This is a genomic window from Rudanella paleaurantiibacter (genome assembly GCF_009184635.1).
Lineage (GTDB): Bacteria > Bacteroidota > Bacteroidia > Cytophagales > Spirosomataceae > Rudanella > Rudanella paleaurantiibacter.
In genome coordinates, this window is the sequence record NZ_WELI01000009.1 from 250264 (window position 1) to 266983 (window position 16720).

The window sequence follows — 16720 nt, forward strand, 5'->3', positions numbered from 1 at the left end:
GATGAAAACGATCCATTCAGTATGGCTCATTGGGGTGTTGGCTCTGCTGAGTCTTTCCAGAACCGCCTTTGCTCAACAACCGGCACAAGCCGACAGCCTTTACGCCATTCAGGACAGTGTGCTGATTCCGACGCGGAGCGGCATGGCCATCTCGGCAATCATTGTCCGACCCAAAACGGCTACTACTCCGTTACCAGCTCTGCTATTTTATACCACCTATCATCAAGGGCCTGGCGATGCCATCCTCGGCAAACGCTCCGCCGATAGAGACTATGTCGGGGTGGTGGCCTATGCCCGGGGTATTCGATCGGACGTCCGGCAGTACGCGCCCTATGAACACGAACAAACCGATGTTTACGACATCATCGACTGGCTCAGTAAGCAGCCGTGGTGTAACGGAAGCGTAGGGATGTTGGGCGGAAGTTACACCGGGTTTTCGCAGTGGGCAACGGTCAAAAACCGTCATCCGGCCTTAAAAACTATTGTTCCGCAGGTGGCCGTTATGCCGGGTTTCGACGTACCCATGGAAAATAATGTGCAGGCCAATATGGGGCTGTACTGGCCGCACGACAACATTTACAAAAGAGAGCCTATTCGCCGAAGCTTACCTTTCGAGTGGTTCGAGAGTGGCATTACCTTCGCGAGCCTGGATAGTCTGGCGGGCTACCGGAACGAGATTTTCCAAAAATGGCTTCAGCACCCCGCCTACGACGCCTATTGGCAGGCGATGGTGCCGACGCCCGCCGAGTACAGCCGTATCGACATCCCCGTTTTATCAACAACGGGCTATTACGACGGTTCGCAGCTTAGTGCCCTTGAATACTTCCGGTTGCATACGCGCCACAACCCCAACGCCAACCACTACTTCGTCATTGGGCCGTACGACCATGTGGGCGGGCAACGTCGACCCGCCAAAACGCTGATGGGGTATGCCATTGACAGCGTAGCCAACGTCAGCATGATGGAGTTGGCGTACCAATGGCTCGATTACGTGCTCAAAGGAAAACCCAAGCCCGCCCTGCTCAGAGACAAGGTAAACTATCAGGTTATGGGCACCAACACCTGGAAACACGCGCCCTCGCTCCAGGCCATGAACAACGATACGCTGACGTTTTATCTTGATCAGAAGATGTTGACCACCGTGAAACCTACGAAGCAAGGCGCGGTGAAACAGACAGTAGACTTTCGGGATCGGAAAAGCCAGAACAACTATTTCACCCCCGAAATCCAGTTCGATACGCTCGATGCGAGCAATGGCCTGGTCTTCACATCAACGCCACTGGAGCATGCCTTTGAGCTGAACGGTTCATTCGCGGGCAAGCTCTGGGCAACTATCAATAAACGAGACATGGACGTGTCGTTGGCCCTCTACGAACGTATGCCCAACGGTCGCTATTTTTTCCTGACCCGCTACGTTGGGCGAGCGAGCTATGCGAAAGACAATACTAAACGACAGCTCCTGGCGCCCAACAAGCGAGCGGGCATTCCCTTCAACAAAACGCGATTCGTGAGTAAGAAGATTGGCGCGGGGAGCCAGCTTGTGATCTTACTCAACATCAACAAACATCCCTTCGAGATCATCAATTATGGTTCGGGCAAACCTGTATCCGCCGAGACCATCCGCGACGCTGGCCACCCCTTACAGATTCAATGGCACAACGACAGCTACATTCAGATTCCGGTTTGGCGATGAACTCAGAACGGAAACGTCAGCAACGAATGTCCGCTCGCGGTGTGTATATCGCGCCAAACCCGGCCCAGCTCCGTGCCAGACTTTACGGTCTCCAGACCACCGTACGGAAACAGCCGATCGACCACCTCACGCGCCGTGTGGGCCAGTTGGCGACTACAGTTACTCACTTGCCGAAGAGTAGACTCGGTTACCTCACCCGAATGGTCCAGTTCGCGGCACGACTCGGCCACCACTTCGTAAAACAGGCCCCGATGGTTCATAAACAGGTCCCGTTGGGCGCGCATCGCCTGCTCCACGTACCGGGCCTGCTCGGCGGTAAAGGCTCCGCTACGCAGCCGACTATCAACACGCTCACCGATCAGCGCCAGAAAATGCCGGGCCATACCCGAAAAATTAACGGCCAGAGTGGCCTCAGCTAATTGAAGAAAGGGGTAATTTCCAACATTAATGGTTTGTTGAAGCGGGCTGTTGATGTCGAAACTACGTTCCTCGCTCACAGTCTGTCGGTGTACGGCAAAACCATGACTCCCCGTACCAACCATACCCACCGCCGACCACGTAGGCAACCGCTCAACCTGGTCGGCAGTAAACAAAAATGAGCGAATCAACGGCTGACCGCTTTCGGTAAGCACCGGCAGGCCGTCGGGCGCGAGTATCCGGCAGTTTGCCGTAAAATGGGTGGCATGCAGCGCGCCCGTTGCGTAGGGCCACGCCCCCTCTACCACATAGCCACCAGCAGTTTGGGTGGCCGTACCACTCGCGGCCCCGCTTCCGGTTACACAGACATCGGGCCGGTTAAACACCTCTCTGACCAACGTTTCGGGCCAGAAACCCGCAAACCACGATGCCCCGCTACACAGGGTCACTACCCAGCCCGTGCTACCGTCGGCTTCGGCAACGGCTTCGAGCAAACCCAACAACGAAGGCAGGTCAATATCGATACCGCCGAGATGAGCGGGCAGATACAGCTTGAATAGCTTCTGGGTATAAATCAGGTTGAGTACCTGGGGGTGCAATTGGCCTGCTTCTTCGGAAGCGCCCGCCTGGTTACGGATAACGGTCGCGCTGTCGGGATCGAGGTAAGGTTGCATACGTCGGTCGGGGCTGGAGGTGCCCATTAAGTAAACCAAATCCGAAAGGGGCTATCGCTCTACACGATGCGCCGGATTTTATACCACGAATCTGGCCCGACAATAGCTACGAACCGACGATAACACTTAAATTTACAATTTGTCAGTCAAATAATTACATCAACAACACGTTCAGGTTACTGTCTTCACATGAGCTGGGCACTCGTTCGGATGCTGTTTGTGGCCTTCATTCTACCGCTCGGAGCGGCTGGGCAGGAGCTTATTCCTAATGGTAGTTTCGAAAAATTCGACAACTGCCCGCAAAAAGACAATCTGCTATTTGAAGCCCGCCCGTGGTACAACCCGAACAAAGCCACGCCCGACTTTTACCACAACTGTTTTCCGACTGCCCAAATTGAGGTGCCGCCCCGGACCGGCAGTGGCCTTGCCCGCCTGTTCATGGACTTCGGCTGGGCCGAATACCTCTCTACCCCGCTCAAAGAGCCACTGAAGGCGGGCGAAGCCTACCAGTTTGAACTGTACGTCAGCTCGGCAACGCCTAACCGCTACCCGGCCGAGTCGTTTGGGGCTTACTTTTCAGCACAGGCCCTCTCGTCGGCCGAAAAAGACCTGCTCACGCTTACCGGCAAACCTCAGTTCATTGATAATGTACCGCAACGACTCACCAAACGGTTTGGCTGGGAGAAAGTGGGTGGCTGCCTGACCGCCAAGGGGGGCGAAAGCCACGTGACCATCGGTAACTTCAGCAAACTACCCGTTTCGCTGGGGTTGGGGTACTACTATCTGTTTATCGACGATGTGTCGCTGGTGCCAATTCGGATGAATCTGGGCAAAGACACTACGCTCTGCGGGGCCAAAAGTACCCTCCTGCTCAATGCCGAAACGCCCGGTGCTATCGACTACAAATGGAGTAATGGCAGCTCCGCCCCCACCCTGCGGGTTGCCAAGCCGGGCAAGTACTGGGTTGAGGTGACAACCCCCTGCAAAGTGCTGCGCGACACGATCACGGTGAACTATCGGCTCGATTTCAGCCTCGGCCCCGACACCACCCTCTGCGATGCGGCCACGTTGCCACTGCGCGTAAACCAGACAGGTACATACCAATGGCAGGATGGTAGCACCCAAAACAACTTTCTGGTGAAACAGGCTGGCACGTACCGGGTGCAGGTAGCCGACGGAACGTGTACCGTAAGCGACACCATCCGGGTGCGGTACGTGCGTGCGCCCCGACTCGATCTGGGGCCCGATCAACGGCTGTGCGGTACCGAGGTGTACACGGTGTTTCCGACCATAGCCGAAGGCAAATTCCGGTGGCTCGACCCCTACGAGCAAGTCGACCGGGTAGTGGCTCAGTCGGGGGTGTACCGGGCGGCCGTCACCAACGACTGTGCTACCATCACCGACTCGGTTCGGGTCGACTATAGCGGTTGCGAGTGCACGATTTTTACACCCGATGCCTTTTCGCCCAATGCAGACGGGCTCAATGACCTGTTTACGCCCGTGGCCTGCAACGATATCCGGGTGCGGTCGTTGGCCGTGTACAACCGGTGGGGCGAACTGATTTTTCAGACCAGCCGCCCGCCGTTTGCGTGGGACGGTACGTTCCGGGGAACACCCTGCCCGGCGGCCGTGTACACCTGGCATATCGACTACCAGATTCAACAGGCCGATAAACCCGCCGAGGCCCGCAAGATGCAAAACAGGCTACTACTTGTGCGGTAGCTCTCCACCATCCCTTCCTGACCATGTCTATCCGCTCTGAACTCAACGTTATCACCCATCGCCTTCTCGACACGGCCCCGACCGATTACGGCACCCTGCGTGCGGTTTGCCACGAACTGCATGACTTTTTGGTCCAGACAACCCGCATTGACCCACATAACCCGGACAATCGGAAAAACCGGGTACATTCGGATATGGGGTATGCTATCAGCCTGACCTGGGCGGCCATGTGTATTCACGACTTCCAGCGGACTAAAACGTTTACCGACGGCCTGTTTCGGGCCGTTTCAGACCGGTTAGCCCAACAGCCCGACCTCCCGGTGCATATTCTGTACGCGGGTACAGGCCCGTTTGCTACACTGATTTTACCCCTCGTGGCCCGGTTCTCACCCCAGCAGGTGCAGTTTACGCTGCTCGAAATAAATGCGCAGAGCTACGCCTGCCTGACTCAGCTAATCACCCTACTCGACCTCGCCCCCTACGTCAGCTCGGTCCAGCAAGTCGACGCGACCACCTGGCAGATTCCCGACCCACACTCGGTCGATGTCTTCGTAACCGAAACCATGCAGAAAGCACTGAAGGAGGAGCAACAGGTGGCTATCTCCTTAAACATAGTACCTCAGTTACGGCCCGACGCCCTGCTCATTCCAGAGCAGATTCGGCTCACCCTCGCACTCATCCATTACCAGCGCCCGGCCGAGGCCCATCAGATTCCGGTACCGATTGTCAGCCCGGTAGCCGATGTCTTTCTGTTGAACCGCGAAACCCTTTGGCAGCATAGCCCCTCGTACCGGCCTCATCACCTGCCCTATGTGTTCCCCTCTATGACCATTGCCACTCCGCAGGAAGGAGTTCAGGCATCCACACAGCCACATTTGCTTACCGAAATCACCGTTTATCAGAACGTTACCCTCAATTTCAACCAAAGTGGCCTCACAATGCCGTTCCCGTTGAGGCAGTTTTCGGGGAAGATTCCCGCGCAGATGCGTTTCGAGTACAACGTAGATCGGGTGCCGGGTTTGCGGGTTACGGCCCTGCCCGACTAAAGCCCCGATCTGCCCTACTGATCCGGTCAATTTGTGTTTATGTCTCCCATCACGCTATCACCAGCGGCTACGCTCGCCGAGACCTACGGGCAGGTCAGGGCGTGGACCGAACGGCTATGCGCTTCGCTCGAAATTGAAGATTACGTCGTGCAGCCCGCCCCCGACGTCAGTCCGGCCAAATGGCATTTGGGCCACACAACCTGGTTTTGGGAAACCTTCGTGCTGGTACCCCACGCACCCGGTTATACGATCTTCCACGACGACTTCAGCTTCGTATTCAACAGCTACTACGAGTCGGTAGGTCGGCGGGTACTGCGCACGCAACGGGGTAACCTAAGCCGCCCCACTGTGGCACAAGTGTACACATACCGGGCCTACGTCGACCGGGCTATCGGGCAGTTTCTGGCACACACCACCCTCTCGCCTGAGCTGGAAGCCCTCATCAGGCTTGGGCTCAACCACGAGCAACAGCATCAGGAACTGCTGACTACCGACATCAAATACACCTTGGGGCATAATCCGCTGTTTCCACCCATCAGCTTACCAATTGCTGAGCAAGCCCCCGATCAACCAACCGAACCAATCCGACTGAGGGCGGGGGTGTACCCGATTGGTTTCCGGGAAGGCGACGGCCCATTCTGCTTCGATAACGAGCTGGGCGCGCACTCAGTGTACCTCAACGGGGCCACTTTGAGCGGCCAATTGGTGAGCAACGGCGAATACCTGGCATTTATCGAAGCGGGTGGGTACACGCAGTTTGGCCACTGGCTGGCCGATGGCTGGGCCTGGGTAAACGCCCAGCAGATTATGGCTCCGCTCTACTGGCACCGGATCGATGGGCAGTGGTACCACTATACGCTACAGCATGGCTTGCAGCCCATTGACCCGGCGTTGCCCGTTTGCCACGTCAGCTATTACGAGGCCGACGCCTACGCCCGCTGGCGGGGTAATCGCCTGCCCACCGAAGCCGAATGGGAAGTAGCCGCCCGGCAACAGCCCGAACTGGCCTGGGGCCTGCGCTGGGAATGGACAGGTTCGGCTTACCTCCCCTACCCCGGTTTCAGCACAGCCGAGGGGGCCGTCGGTGAGTACAACGGTAAGTTTATGAGTGGGCAAATGGTGCTACGCGGAGCCTCCGTAGCCACCCCCGAAGGCCATAGCCGCCCCACGTATCGCAACTTTTTTCAACCCGACAAACGATGGCAATACACCGGCATCCGGCTCATGCTGAGCTGACCGCTACCACCGACGCCCCCGACCGGCTTGATCTGGCCCGGGAAGTACGCGAAGGGTTGAACAAGACTCCGAAGCGCATCTCGTCACGTTTTTTCTATGATGCTGAAGGGAGCCGTCTGTTTGCCGAGATCATGCACGTGCCCGAGTACTACCTGACCCGGTCGGAGTACGAGATTCTGGATACCCACAAGGCCGACCTTCTGCACTGCTTCAGCCACGACGGCAAACCCTTCGAGCTGATTGAGCTGGGTGCGGGCGACGGCCTGAAAACCAAGGTTCTGCTGGAATACTTTGGGGCGCAAAACGCTTCGTTTACGTACGCCCCTGTCGACATATCGGCCGATGCCCTCCGGGAACTGACAACCGATATACAATCGCAGTGGCCGCAGTTGACCGTTAATCCCCAACACGCGGAGTACCTGACCGCCATTGCGCAACTGAGCCAACGGCGGGCCGACGAGAGCAGCCGGTTGGTGGTCCTTTTTCTGGGCTCGAACATTGGTAACTTTGCCCCGGCCGAGGCCGTTGATTTTTTCAGGACTATCAGCGAGGCCCTGCGCCCCGGCGACCTGATGCTAACGGGTTTCGACCTGCAAAAACACCCGGCTGTGATTCATGCCGCCTACAACGACCGACAGGGACTTACCAGGGCGTTCAACCTGAACTTACTCCGCCGAATCAACCGCGAACTGGGTGCCAACTTCAACCTGTCGGCTTTTGATCACTATGAAACCTACAGCCCCGAAACCGGCGAAGCCCGTAGCTATCTGGTGAGCCAGAAAAAACAGACGGTGACAATTGAAGACCTCCAGCAGACCGTTTCTTTTGAAGCGGGCGAGGTGATTCACACCGAAATTTCGCGCAAATTCACCCGGCCCGATATTGAGCATTTGGCCCGGCAGTCGGGGTTTGCGCTGACTAAGTGGTTTACCGATTGCAAACACTACTTCGCCGACGTGCTTTTTCGGAAAGTAGGTAACGTGAATTATGCATAATAGCTGACGCAAGGGCCTTCGACAGGCTCAGGCTGACGGGCAGCTCACAAATTTGCGGTCAGCCTGAGCCTGTCGAAGGCCCTTGCGTCAGCAACTACTTGTAGGACAAGGACTTTACCGTGCGTATTGTCCATAATTCACGTTAGGTACTAATCCAGAATGAACTGTGCAATGAATAGTGAAAAACGAATGATTAACTAGCTGATAATCAGCAGAAACATTATTCATTTTACATTATCCATTATCTATTCTCTCACAGCTCCAAAATACGTAGGGCCGACCCGGTATTACCCGGCGTCGGCCCTACGCACTCCTTTTCAGACGTTACGCTTAATTACAGTATTCACTGATGACTTTGTAGGCGGGCGTGTACCCTAACTCACCAGCCTTCGACAGATCGAGGCAACCGGCATTGTCGTCACCGAGGCTATGCTTGATAATGCCCCGCACGTAGAAAGCCTCCCCGTACCGTGGGTTCAGTTTGATGGCACTGTTGCAATCCATGATGGCCCCCTTCTGATCGCCCTGCTGCGAGCGGATAATTCCACGCGTAAAGTACGCTTCGGCATAGGTTGGGTTCAGTTCAATGGCGTGGTTCAGATCGAGCATGGCCGCCTTAGAGTCGCCCTGCTTATTGCGGCTCACAGCCCGGCTGAAATAAGCCTCCGAACGCTCGGCCGACAGATCGTTGATCTTATTCCGCTCCTGTACCACGTTGCGCAGATTGTCCAGTATAGGCCGGGTAATCTTGCCCGTGTAGTACACCTTACCTTCGGTGTTACCGTTGTTCATTTCAACGGCCATATTAAAATCCTGAATGGCCCCTTTCTGATCGTTCAGTTTGCTCCGGCACATGCCCCGGCCATAATACGCCCGGAAGTTGTTCGGAGCCAGCGCAATAGCCCGGTCGAAATCCGTGTAAGCTCCTTTGTAATCTTCGAGCTTACTTTTGGCAAAGCCCCGGAAATAGTGGGAATCAGCATCGTTGCTTTCAAACTCAATGGCTTTGTTCAGATCCTGCACGGCACCGGCAAAATCGTTGAGGTGAATTCTCGATTCGCCCCGGCCCGCGTAGGCCTGCGCCCGCTTGGGGTTCAGTTCGGCCACTTTGGTAAAGTCCGTAATGCTGCTACTCCAGTCTTCGAGCTTCTGTTTGGTAATCCCGCGAGCGTAGTACGCGTTGATGTTGTTGGGCTCCAGTTCGATGGTTCGGCTGAAATCCTGCAACGCTCCCCGGTGCTGATCGAGCCGGGTACGGCTGCTACCCCGGTTGTAATATGCCTGCGCATCGTTGGGGTTTAGTTCAATAGCCCGCCCGTAATCAACAATAGCTGAGCGGTGGTCGTCCTGCTTGCTTTTGCTCAGGCCCCGGCTCAAAAACGCGTAAGAGTCTTTCGGGTTCAGGTCAATGGCTTTGTCGTAGTCCAGAATAGCCCCCCGGTGATCTTTCAGGTTAGCCTTAGCCAACCCCCGGTTGTAGTAGCTCGGTGCATTTTCGGGGTTCATGGTGATAGCCATACTGAACGCCTGTAATGCCCCGGCAAAATCGCCCGCCTTACTCTTGCTTATTCCGTTCTCGAAATAATCCGCGGCAGTTTGCTGGGCAGTAGCCGACATACTCAACCCGACAGCAATAACCCCAATCGACAACTTCAGGAAACGTCGCATCATTGTTTTGTACAAAAAAGATGTTGGTAGGTACTAGTAACTTTTAATGGCCCTAAAAATAGATATTTAGGGGGTAGCGGCCAAGATAGACCTATGTTAAATTTGGGTTGTTGCCGTTCTTGTGGCCATTAACCCGTTGATTAATACCTTGCAAATAACCTGGGGGCTATAGACAGTAAGCGATGAGTGTCTATCTCACAAGAAGGTACTTACGAATGAGTGACGCCCAAAAAGCTGGCTAGCTTGTGGCCTTTTCCTACATCTGATCCCATCCATTTCTGCCGTCCTGTACTACCTCAAAGGTATAAACAAGTCATTTTGTCTGTCTTTTTGACTCTATCATCACTAAATAAGCCATTTTGTCATTACAAATTAGGCAAATTGCTATCGGCACAGGATTTGACTAAAGAGGAGTGTAACTGATTTAGAAACACCCAAAACAGCAACATACAATGGCAACGCTTGTTCGTTATAACACCTTACCTACTTTGTTCGACTCGCTTTTTGGCCGCCCGGCCATTGTTCGCTACCAGAAACCCGCTACGGCAGTTCCGGCAGTGAATGTAAAAGAAACCGAGACGGCTTACCAGTTGCAACTGGCTGCGCCCGGTCTCAAAAAAGACCAATTTACGGTAAGCGTGGAGCAGAATAAACTGACCCTTTCGTTTAAGCAGGAAGCCCAAACTGAAGAGAAAGCCGAAACGTACACCCGGCAGGAGTTTGGCTATGCGGCCTTTGAGCGCAGCTTCCGCTTACCCAAAAACGTCGACACCGAGGCTATTCAGGCCTCGTACACCGACGGTATTCTGAACGTGACCCTACCTAAAGTAGCTCCCAAAGTGGAGGAACCCACCGTGAAGCAGATCGCCATCAGCTAATCGGATATACGGCCACCGGCTATAAACCGGGGCGTATCTGACCCGAACGAACCGCTCAATTTGGGCGGTTCGTTTTTTTGTATCCCCCCTTCCCGAAAGGTACGGATTGGCCATTCGCCCCGTCCTCAGCCCAAGGCGACAACTTTCCTCCGCCCGACCGTACTATGTATTTTTTCCTCTTGTATCTTTGATGGTTATAATTTGTCGGTTTCGGCGTTTTAAGAATATAATTCTGAGTTTGCACTTTCTACGTTTTATAATCTATGTTTAAATCCTTTCGCCCCTGGCGGTCGGCGCTTCTGGCCGGATGCCTGATGGCCACTACGGCCAGCTGGGCGCAACAAGCTGCCCCGGCCCTCAACCGGGTGCTGGTATTCTCCAAGACCAAGGGCTTCCGGCACTCGTCGATTCCGGCCGGTCAGCGTGCGCTGATGAAGCTGGGACAGGAAAACGGCTTTGCCGTTGACACAACCGAAGATGCGGGTAAGTTTACCGAGACCAACCTCAAGCGGTATGGTCTTGTACTGTTTCTGAGCACCACCGGCGATGTGCTCGATGATGCGCAACAGGCCGCTTTTGAGCGGTACATTCAGGCCGGCGGAGGGTATGTAGGTATCCACGCAGCCACCGACACCGAGTACAACTGGCCGTGGTACACCAAACTCGCGGGCGGGCAGTTTGCCAGCCACCCCGGCAACCCCAACGTGCAAACTGGGGAGGCTTACGTGGTGAATAAAGAGCACCCGTCGATGTTCGGATTCCCCGAGCGCTGGAAGATTAAAGACGAGTTTTACGACTTTAAAAACTTTAATAAAGACGTAAACGTACTGGTCAAGATCGACGAGACCACCTACAAGGATGGCAAAATGGGTGCCGACCACCCCATGATCTGGTATCATGAGTACGATGGTGGCAAGGCGTTCTATACCAACTTTGGCCACCCCGACGAAACCTACACGAACCCGGTTTTCCTGCAAAACCTGCTCGGCGGTATGAAATGGGCCATGGCGAAGCAGCTGAAATACAGCGCGGCCAAAACCATGCCTTACCCGGAAGAAAACCGATTTAACCAGGAGGTGCTGGCTGAGAAACTCGACGAGCCAACCGAACTGGTGGTGATGAACAGCGGGAAGGTTTTGTTTACGGAGCGTAAAGGAGCCGTCAAACTCTACAACCCCAAGACCAAAACCACGAAGCTGGTAACCAACCTGCCGGTTCACTACGACCGGGAGTACGGCCTGATGGGCGTAAACATCGACCCCAAGTTTAACGAGAACAAGTGGGTGTACCTGTACTACTCCGCCGTGAAGCCCGACTCGAACAACCGGCTTGTGCGGATGAAGTGGGACGATGTGAAGGACGAACTGCTGCTGAACACCGAGCAGATTCTGCTCACAGTAACGGAGCACCGGACGTACGACAAAGACGATTGCTGCCACACAGCTGGCTCGATTGCGTGGGACCGTCAGGGCAACCTGTACCTCTCAACCGGTGACAACACCAACCCGTTTTACTCAAACGGTTTCTCACCGAGCGATGACCGCCCCGACCGCAAAAAATACAACGCTCTGACTTCGTCGAGCAATACGAACGACCTGCGCGGTAAAATTCTGCGGATTAAACCCCGCCCGGAAGGTGGCTACGATATCCCTGAAGGCAACCTGTTCCCGAAAGGAACCCCCGGTGCCCGCCCTGAAATTTACGTGATGGGCAACCGGAACCCCTACCGGATTTCGGTAGATCAGCGCACAGGATTCCTGTACTGGGGCGAAGTAGGCCCCGATGCCGGTGAAAACAGCGAAAAACGCGGCCCCCGTGGACACGACGAGATCAATCAGGCCCGCAAAGCAGGCTACTTCGGTTGGCCTTTGTTCGTAGCCGACAACCGTCCCTACCGGCAGTATAATTTTGCCGACAGCACCAGCGGCCCCGCCAACGACCCGGCCAAGCCAATCAACTACTCACGCAACATCACGGGTCTGCGCGAGTTACCCCCCGCTCAGAAAGCCTTCATCTACTACCCCTACGCCGACTCGCCTGAGTTTGGCTCAATTGTGGGCAAAGGTGGTCGTAACGCCATGGGTGGCCCCGTGTACTACTACGACGATTTTCCAGAAACGGCCGTGAAGTTCCCCCGTCATTACGATGGTAAATTCTTCGCTTACGACTGGATGCGCGACTGGATTAATCCGGTAACGATGACCAAAGACGGCGACTTCGTGAAAATGGAGCGGTTCATGCCGGGTACCAAGTTTTCGCACCCCATCGATATGCAGTTTGCCAACGATGGCTCGCTGTACGTACTCGAGTACGGCACGCGCTGGTTTGCTCAGAACGACGATGCCCGCCTGACCCGTATCACGTACAATGCCGGCAACCGGAAACCCGTTGTAATGGCCTCGGTAAGCAAAAAAGTAGGAGCCGCTCCGCTGAAGGTGGCCTTCGACTCGAAAGGAACGATGGACTACGACGGCGACGCGCTCAAGTATGAGTGGACGTTTGGCAAAGGGCTGCCCAAGAGCACGCAGGCCAACCCAAGCTTTACGTACGCTAAGCCGGGCGTGTATCAGGCTACGCTCAAAGTGACCGACGCTGCCGGTAACACAACCAGCCGCAACCTCGAAATCAAGGTAGGTAACGAGGAGCCCACCGTGGCTTTGGCCGTAAAAGGTAACAAGACGTTCTACTTCGAAAACCGCCCCGTAGAGTACGAAGTAGAGGTGGCCGATAAGGAAGATGGTACGCTCAAAGGTGGCAAAATCAGCGCCGACGATGTGACCATGACCATCAACTACCTCGAAGGGTTCGACAAAACGATGCTTGCTCAGGGCCACCAGGCTAACACGGGCTTCTCAACGGGCCGTCGTCTGATCGAGCTGAGCGATTGTAAGTCGTGCCACGCTATCGACAAAAAATCGATTGGACCTGCTTACACCGAAGTAGCCGACAAATACCGGAAAGACAACACAGCCCTGAACAAACTGGCCCGCAAGGTCATCACCGGTGGTGGTGGTGTGTGGGGTGAGCAGGCCATGAGCGCCCACCCACAGCTGAAAGAAGACGAAGCCAAAGACATGGTTCGGTACATTCTGTCGCTGGGCGATAGCAAGGCTGTACAACGGCAGCCCGTAAAAGGTGCTTATGTAATGGCTCCGCAGAAAAAGCCCGGCTCGTATGTATTTACGGCCTCGTACACCGACAAAGGTAATGGCTCAGTAGGCCCGCTCACGGGTAGCACAACAGTAGCTCTGCGTAGCCCACGCCTGAAAGCCAGTCAATACGACGGCGGCCGCAACATGATGAAGTTTGAACTGCCCGGCACCAAAACCGAAGTAGCCATTGGTACGCAATCGGGTAGCCATTTCCACTTCAACGACATTGACCTGACGGGTATCAATGCCCTCAACGTAGCGGCTGTCGCGGCCGATGAGCGCCTGGCTGGTGGTAAACTCGAAGTCCGGTTAGGCTCAGAAACAGGTCAGCTTCTCGGTTCGGCGGTGGTGAAGCCGGGCTCAATTGGTGCGGTTTCGGTACCTCTCACCAAAGCGCCTGAGGGTATGCACAAGCTGTATTTTGTACTGGTGAATCCCGATGCCAAGCAGAAGCCCCTCTTCGCCGTCGACACGGTTGAGTTTATCGGAGGAAGCATGTAAGTCATCAGTCATCTGACAATTCCGAAAGCGGCCTGGGGTTATCCTCAGGCCGCTTTGGCTTTCAGGCCCGGCTTGCTTATCTTTCAACAAAAACCCGCTTAACCCATGCCCCTCGTTGTGTTGAAAGCCTTGTTTTTGAGCAGCCTGTTTTTGGCCGATCCACCGGTGAATACATCGGTAACGCTGCCCCAGCAAACCGATCACTGGAAGCTAGAGAAAGACAAAAACGGAATTCGGGTGTACTCACGACCCATGCCCGGCAGTCGGCGGAAAGAGATTAAGGTCAACTGTGAAGTAAACGGCACAATGGCGCAACTGGTAGCTTTTATCTCAGACATTGACCACTACAAAGAGGCAGTATTCCGGGTGGAGCAGGCATACCTGGTCAAGCGCATCAACGACCACGAGTTTTACTACTACAACGAAACCGACATGCCCTGGCCCACCTCGAACCGGGACCTGGTTATGCACATGACGTTTCAGATGGACCCGGCCACCCGTATCCTGCACATCCGGGCGAACAACGTACCGGGCATGGTGCCCGAACGCAAGGGCGTGGTCAGGATTCCGCATTGGCGGTCGCTGTGGACGGTTCAGCAGATTACTCCCCAACGGATGCGTATTGAGTATTTATTTCAGGTCGACCCCGGTGGCGATTTCCCGATCTGGCTCGCCAACGCCCTGATTGCCAGTGGCCCGTACCAATCGTTTGCGGGTATGGAAGAACTCCTCAAACGCCCGTATTACCAAAACCGAACCTTCAGTTTTTTGCCCCATTGAGCCAGTCGTTGAGCATCCCTTGCTGTGCCTGCTGCTTTTGCTAACAGAATACCTGCCCCTTCCTCCCGGTTACACCGTCAGCAGGTCGCTCCAGCGGGTGGTAAACTGCGCCGACAGATGATCGCGTCGTCCATCCCAGCGGGCTTTACCCGACCTTTGGCTTGGCCCCTCAGCCGCCAGCCGAACCGTTTCAAGGCCCATTGATCCGTTCAGTTCGTCCATCAGGTTCATCAGCCGGGCCCTGCGAGGGTCGGGCGGAGAGGCAAACAAGTCGGTTTGACAACTCCCCTCTGGCACCAGCCCCGACACCATCACCCCCGCTTTCATGTACAGGTGCTCAGGTAGCCAAAGTGATTTGAGCAGGTGCAGAGCCGATTCGAGCAGGTCGGGTGTGTGGTTAGTGGCTACCGGCAAGGTGATCGTACGGTGGGCCTGTTGTTGGGGCAAATCGGGCCGGTGCTTGTTTGTCCGGATAAACACCGTGAGCAAATTAGCGGCCGACTGCTGCGCCCGTAGTTTACGCCCTACCCGCCCCACAAACGTCGCAACAGCCTCCGATAAAATCGCATACTCGTTGGTGGGCTTCCCAAAGCTCCGCGAACAGGCAATCGCTTTTTTGGGATCGTGAGCATCACCCAGCCGATTTTCGGGCTCCCGGCACGATACCCCACGCAACTCCATCACGAGCCGGAGCCCATCAACCGTCATGGTTCGGCGCACCCAGTCGTCGGTTTGGCGGGTGAGGTCGCCCGCTGTTTGTATGCCGTGGCGCTCCATCAGTTTACCGTACTGCCGACCAATGCCCCACACGTTGTTCACGGCGAAAGCATTAAGCACTTGCCCTATCTGATCAGGGTTTTGCAGCCAGCATACACCACCGGATATTTTCTGTTGCTTGACCCATTGGTTAGCCAATTTGGCCAACGTACGGGTAGGGCCGATCCCGATGGATACCGGAATACCCGTCCACTGCTTCACGGTTTGCCGTAACTGCTGGGCAAACTGCGCCAAATCGGGCTGAGTCCGTTCATACCCCGACAGGCTCATAAAAGCCTCATCAATGGAATACACCTCTACCTCGGCCACAAAATGCGCCAGGGTTTGCATAACCCGGTCCGACATATCGCCGTAGAGCGCATAATTACTGCTGTAAACAGCGACATCGTGTTGTTTAACGAGGTTATGTATCTGAAAAAACGGGGCACCCATAGCTATACCTACGGCTTTAGCCTCGTCGGAACGGGCAATCACACAGCCATCGTTGTTACTCAACACCACCACCGGCCGACCGTTGAGTTTGGGGTTAAATACCCGTTCGCAGGATGCGTAAAACGAATTACAGTCAACGAGTGCGTACATAGTTCAGCCGTTGCCCCGACGTCGGAGGTTACGAATCGAGAACGTGACTACCCCCCAAATTTCAAATTTCTGACCGGGATGCACGTATTGAGGCTCATAATCAGGATTTGAGGGCAAAAGCACAATCATCCGGCCGGCTCGTTGCCACCGCTTCACTGTAAATTCCCCATCGACGCAGCAAATGACCACATCGCCCGGCTGAGCCGTCAACGACCGGTCGACCACCAGGATGTTACCATCATGGATATCGTCGTCAATCATCGAATCGCCCGAAACCCGCACGTAATAGGTAGCCATAGGGTTGGCCACCACGAGCTTGTTCAGATCGAGTTTGAGGTCGATGTAGTCGTCGGCGGGGCTGGGAAACCCGGCCGGAATAGAGCTGACAAAAAACGGTAATTCGAGTTCCGTTTCGGTTATGGCCCGGTGCCAGTTAGGCGGTACCGGACCGGGTAGGTTTGTGTTGAGCGTCATGTTGTATCAGGAAAAGCTGCCGTAATACAACAATACAGTATTTATATAATACAAGTCAAATATAAACTAGTAAAACAACAAACTCAGGCTAACCTTCAGCTTCGTCGCTTGAGGTCAACCTGAGT

12 protein-coding genes are annotated in these 16720 nt (G+C 55.0%); 8 read left to right on the forward strand and 4 right to left on the reverse strand.

The genetic code is table 11. From position 1 onward, the window contains the following. The first annotated feature begins 1 nt into the window (after position 1). Complete coding sequence (locus F5984_RS20185; protein WP_152126020.1) at positions 2–1693, forward strand: CocE/NonD family hydrolase; 1692 nt, start codon at positions 2–4, stop codon at positions 1691–1693. A 2-nt stretch (positions 1694–1695) separates the two neighbouring features. Here F5984_RS20185 and F5984_RS20190 read toward each other — a convergent pair whose 3' ends face one another. Continuing rightward, positions 1696–2784: an acyl-CoA dehydrogenase family protein gene (locus F5984_RS20190; protein ID WP_185155589.1), complete on the reverse strand. Its 1089-nt coding sequence runs from the start codon at positions 2782–2784 to the stop codon at positions 1696–1698. Positions 2785–2973: 189 nt separating this feature from the next. Between F5984_RS20190 and F5984_RS20195 the strand changes: the two genes are divergently transcribed. Genes F5984_RS20195 through egtD form a run of 4 tightly spaced genes read left to right on the forward strand, consistent with a single transcriptional unit; the run spans position 2974 to position 7783 of the window. Beyond that, positions 2974–4506, forward strand: a complete 1533-nt coding sequence (locus tag F5984_RS20195) for a T9SS type B sorting domain-containing protein (RefSeq protein ID WP_152126022.1) — start codon at positions 2974–2976, stop codon at positions 4504–4506. 23 nt (positions 4507–4529) lie between these two features. Beyond that, the gene (locus tag F5984_RS20200; RefSeq protein ID WP_152126023.1) at positions 4530–5552 is read left to right on the forward strand and encodes an SAM-dependent methyltransferase; all 1023 of its coding nucleotides are present in this window, start codon (positions 4530–4532) and stop codon (positions 5550–5552) included. 39 nt (positions 5553–5591) lie between these two features. Next, positions 5592–6788 (forward strand): ergothioneine biosynthesis protein EgtB, encoded by a 1197-nt coding sequence (gene egtB / locus F5984_RS20205; protein WP_152126024.1) that lies wholly within the window; start codon positions 5592–5594, stop codon positions 6786–6788. Next, positions 6752–7783, forward strand: coding sequence for an L-histidine N(alpha)-methyltransferase (egtD, locus tag F5984_RS20210; RefSeq protein ID WP_152126025.1), 1032 nt, complete (start codon positions 6752–6754; stop codon positions 7781–7783). The genes egtB and egtD overlap by 37 nt, the downstream gene beginning before the upstream one ends. A 330-nt stretch (positions 7784–8113) precedes the next feature. Here the strand turns inward: egtD and F5984_RS20215 are convergent, their stop codons facing one another. Next, a complete protein-coding gene (locus tag F5984_RS20215; protein WP_394367442.1) occupies positions 8114–9454 on the reverse strand; it encodes a tetratricopeptide repeat protein in 1341 nt (446 codons plus the stop codon). 449 nt (positions 9455–9903) lie between these two features. Here F5984_RS20215 and F5984_RS20220 point away from each other — a divergent pair, with 449 nt between their 5' ends. The 3 genes from F5984_RS20220 to F5984_RS20230 all read left to right on the forward strand — a co-directional run bounded on the left by F5984_RS20220 (position 9904) and on the right by F5984_RS20230 (position 14762). Beyond that, a complete protein-coding gene (locus F5984_RS20220) occupies positions 9904–10329 on the forward strand; it encodes an Hsp20/alpha crystallin family protein (RefSeq protein ID WP_152126026.1) in 426 nt (141 codons plus the stop codon). Between the two features lie 263 nt (positions 10330–10592). Beyond that, on the forward strand, positions 10593–13982 hold the full coding sequence (locus tag F5984_RS20225; RefSeq protein ID WP_152126027.1) for a ThuA domain-containing protein: 3390 nt from the start codon (positions 10593–10595) through the stop codon (positions 13980–13982). A gap of 105 nt (positions 13983–14087) precedes the next feature. Then, entirely contained in the window at positions 14088–14762 is a 675-nt protein-coding gene (locus tag F5984_RS20230) for an START domain-containing protein (RefSeq protein WP_152126028.1), read from the forward strand. Positions 14763–14831: 69 nt separating this feature from the next. Here F5984_RS20230 and F5984_RS20235 read toward each other — a convergent pair whose 3' ends face one another. Together F5984_RS20235 and F5984_RS20240 are read right to left on the reverse strand one after the other, a co-directional pair. Continuing rightward, the gene (locus F5984_RS20235; RefSeq protein WP_152126029.1) at positions 14832–16121 is read right to left on the reverse strand and encodes a Y-family DNA polymerase; all 1290 of its coding nucleotides are present in this window, start codon (positions 16119–16121) and stop codon (positions 14832–14834) included. Positions 16122–16124: 3 nt separating this feature from the next. After that, on the reverse strand, positions 16125–16595 hold the full coding sequence (locus tag F5984_RS20240) for a LexA family protein (protein ID WP_152126030.1): 471 nt from the start codon (positions 16593–16595) through the stop codon (positions 16125–16127). Positions 16596–16720 lie beyond the last annotated feature (125 nt).

Coding starts and splice junctions, on each gene's coding strand:
- F5984_RS20185 (WP_152126020.1), top strand. CDS start 2: ATGAAAACGATCCATTCAGTATGGCTCATTGGGGTGTTGGCTCTGCTG.
- F5984_RS20190 (WP_185155589.1), bottom strand. CDS start 2,784: ATGCAACCTTACCTCGATCCCGACAGCGCGACCGTTATCCGTAACCAG.
- F5984_RS20195 (WP_152126022.1), top strand. CDS start 2,974: ATGAGCTGGGCACTCGTTCGGATGCTGTTTGTGGCCTTCATTCTACCG.
- F5984_RS20200 (WP_152126023.1), top strand. CDS start 4,530: ATGTCTATCCGCTCTGAACTCAACGTTATCACCCATCGCCTTCTCGAC.
- egtB (WP_152126024.1), top strand. CDS start 5,592: ATGTCTCCCATCACGCTATCACCAGCGGCTACGCTCGCCGAGACCTAC.
- egtD (WP_152126025.1), top strand. CDS start 6,752: ATGGCAATACACCGGCATCCGGCTCATGCTGAGCTGACCGCTACCACC.
- F5984_RS20215 (WP_394367442.1), bottom strand. CDS start 9,454: ATGATGCGACGTTTCCTGAAGTTGTCGATTGGGGTTATTGCTGTCGGG.
- F5984_RS20220 (WP_152126026.1), top strand. CDS start 9,904: ATGGCAACGCTTGTTCGTTATAACACCTTACCTACTTTGTTCGACTCG.
- F5984_RS20225 (WP_152126027.1), top strand. CDS start 10,593: ATGTTTAAATCCTTTCGCCCCTGGCGGTCGGCGCTTCTGGCCGGATGC.
- F5984_RS20230 (WP_152126028.1), top strand. CDS start 14,088: ATGCCCCTCGTTGTGTTGAAAGCCTTGTTTTTGAGCAGCCTGTTTTTG.
- F5984_RS20235 (WP_152126029.1), bottom strand. CDS start 16,121: ATGTACGCACTCGTTGACTGTAATTCGTTTTACGCATCCTGCGAACGG.
- F5984_RS20240 (WP_152126030.1), bottom strand. CDS start 16,595: ATGACGCTCAACACAAACCTACCCGGTCCGGTACCGCCTAACTGGCAC.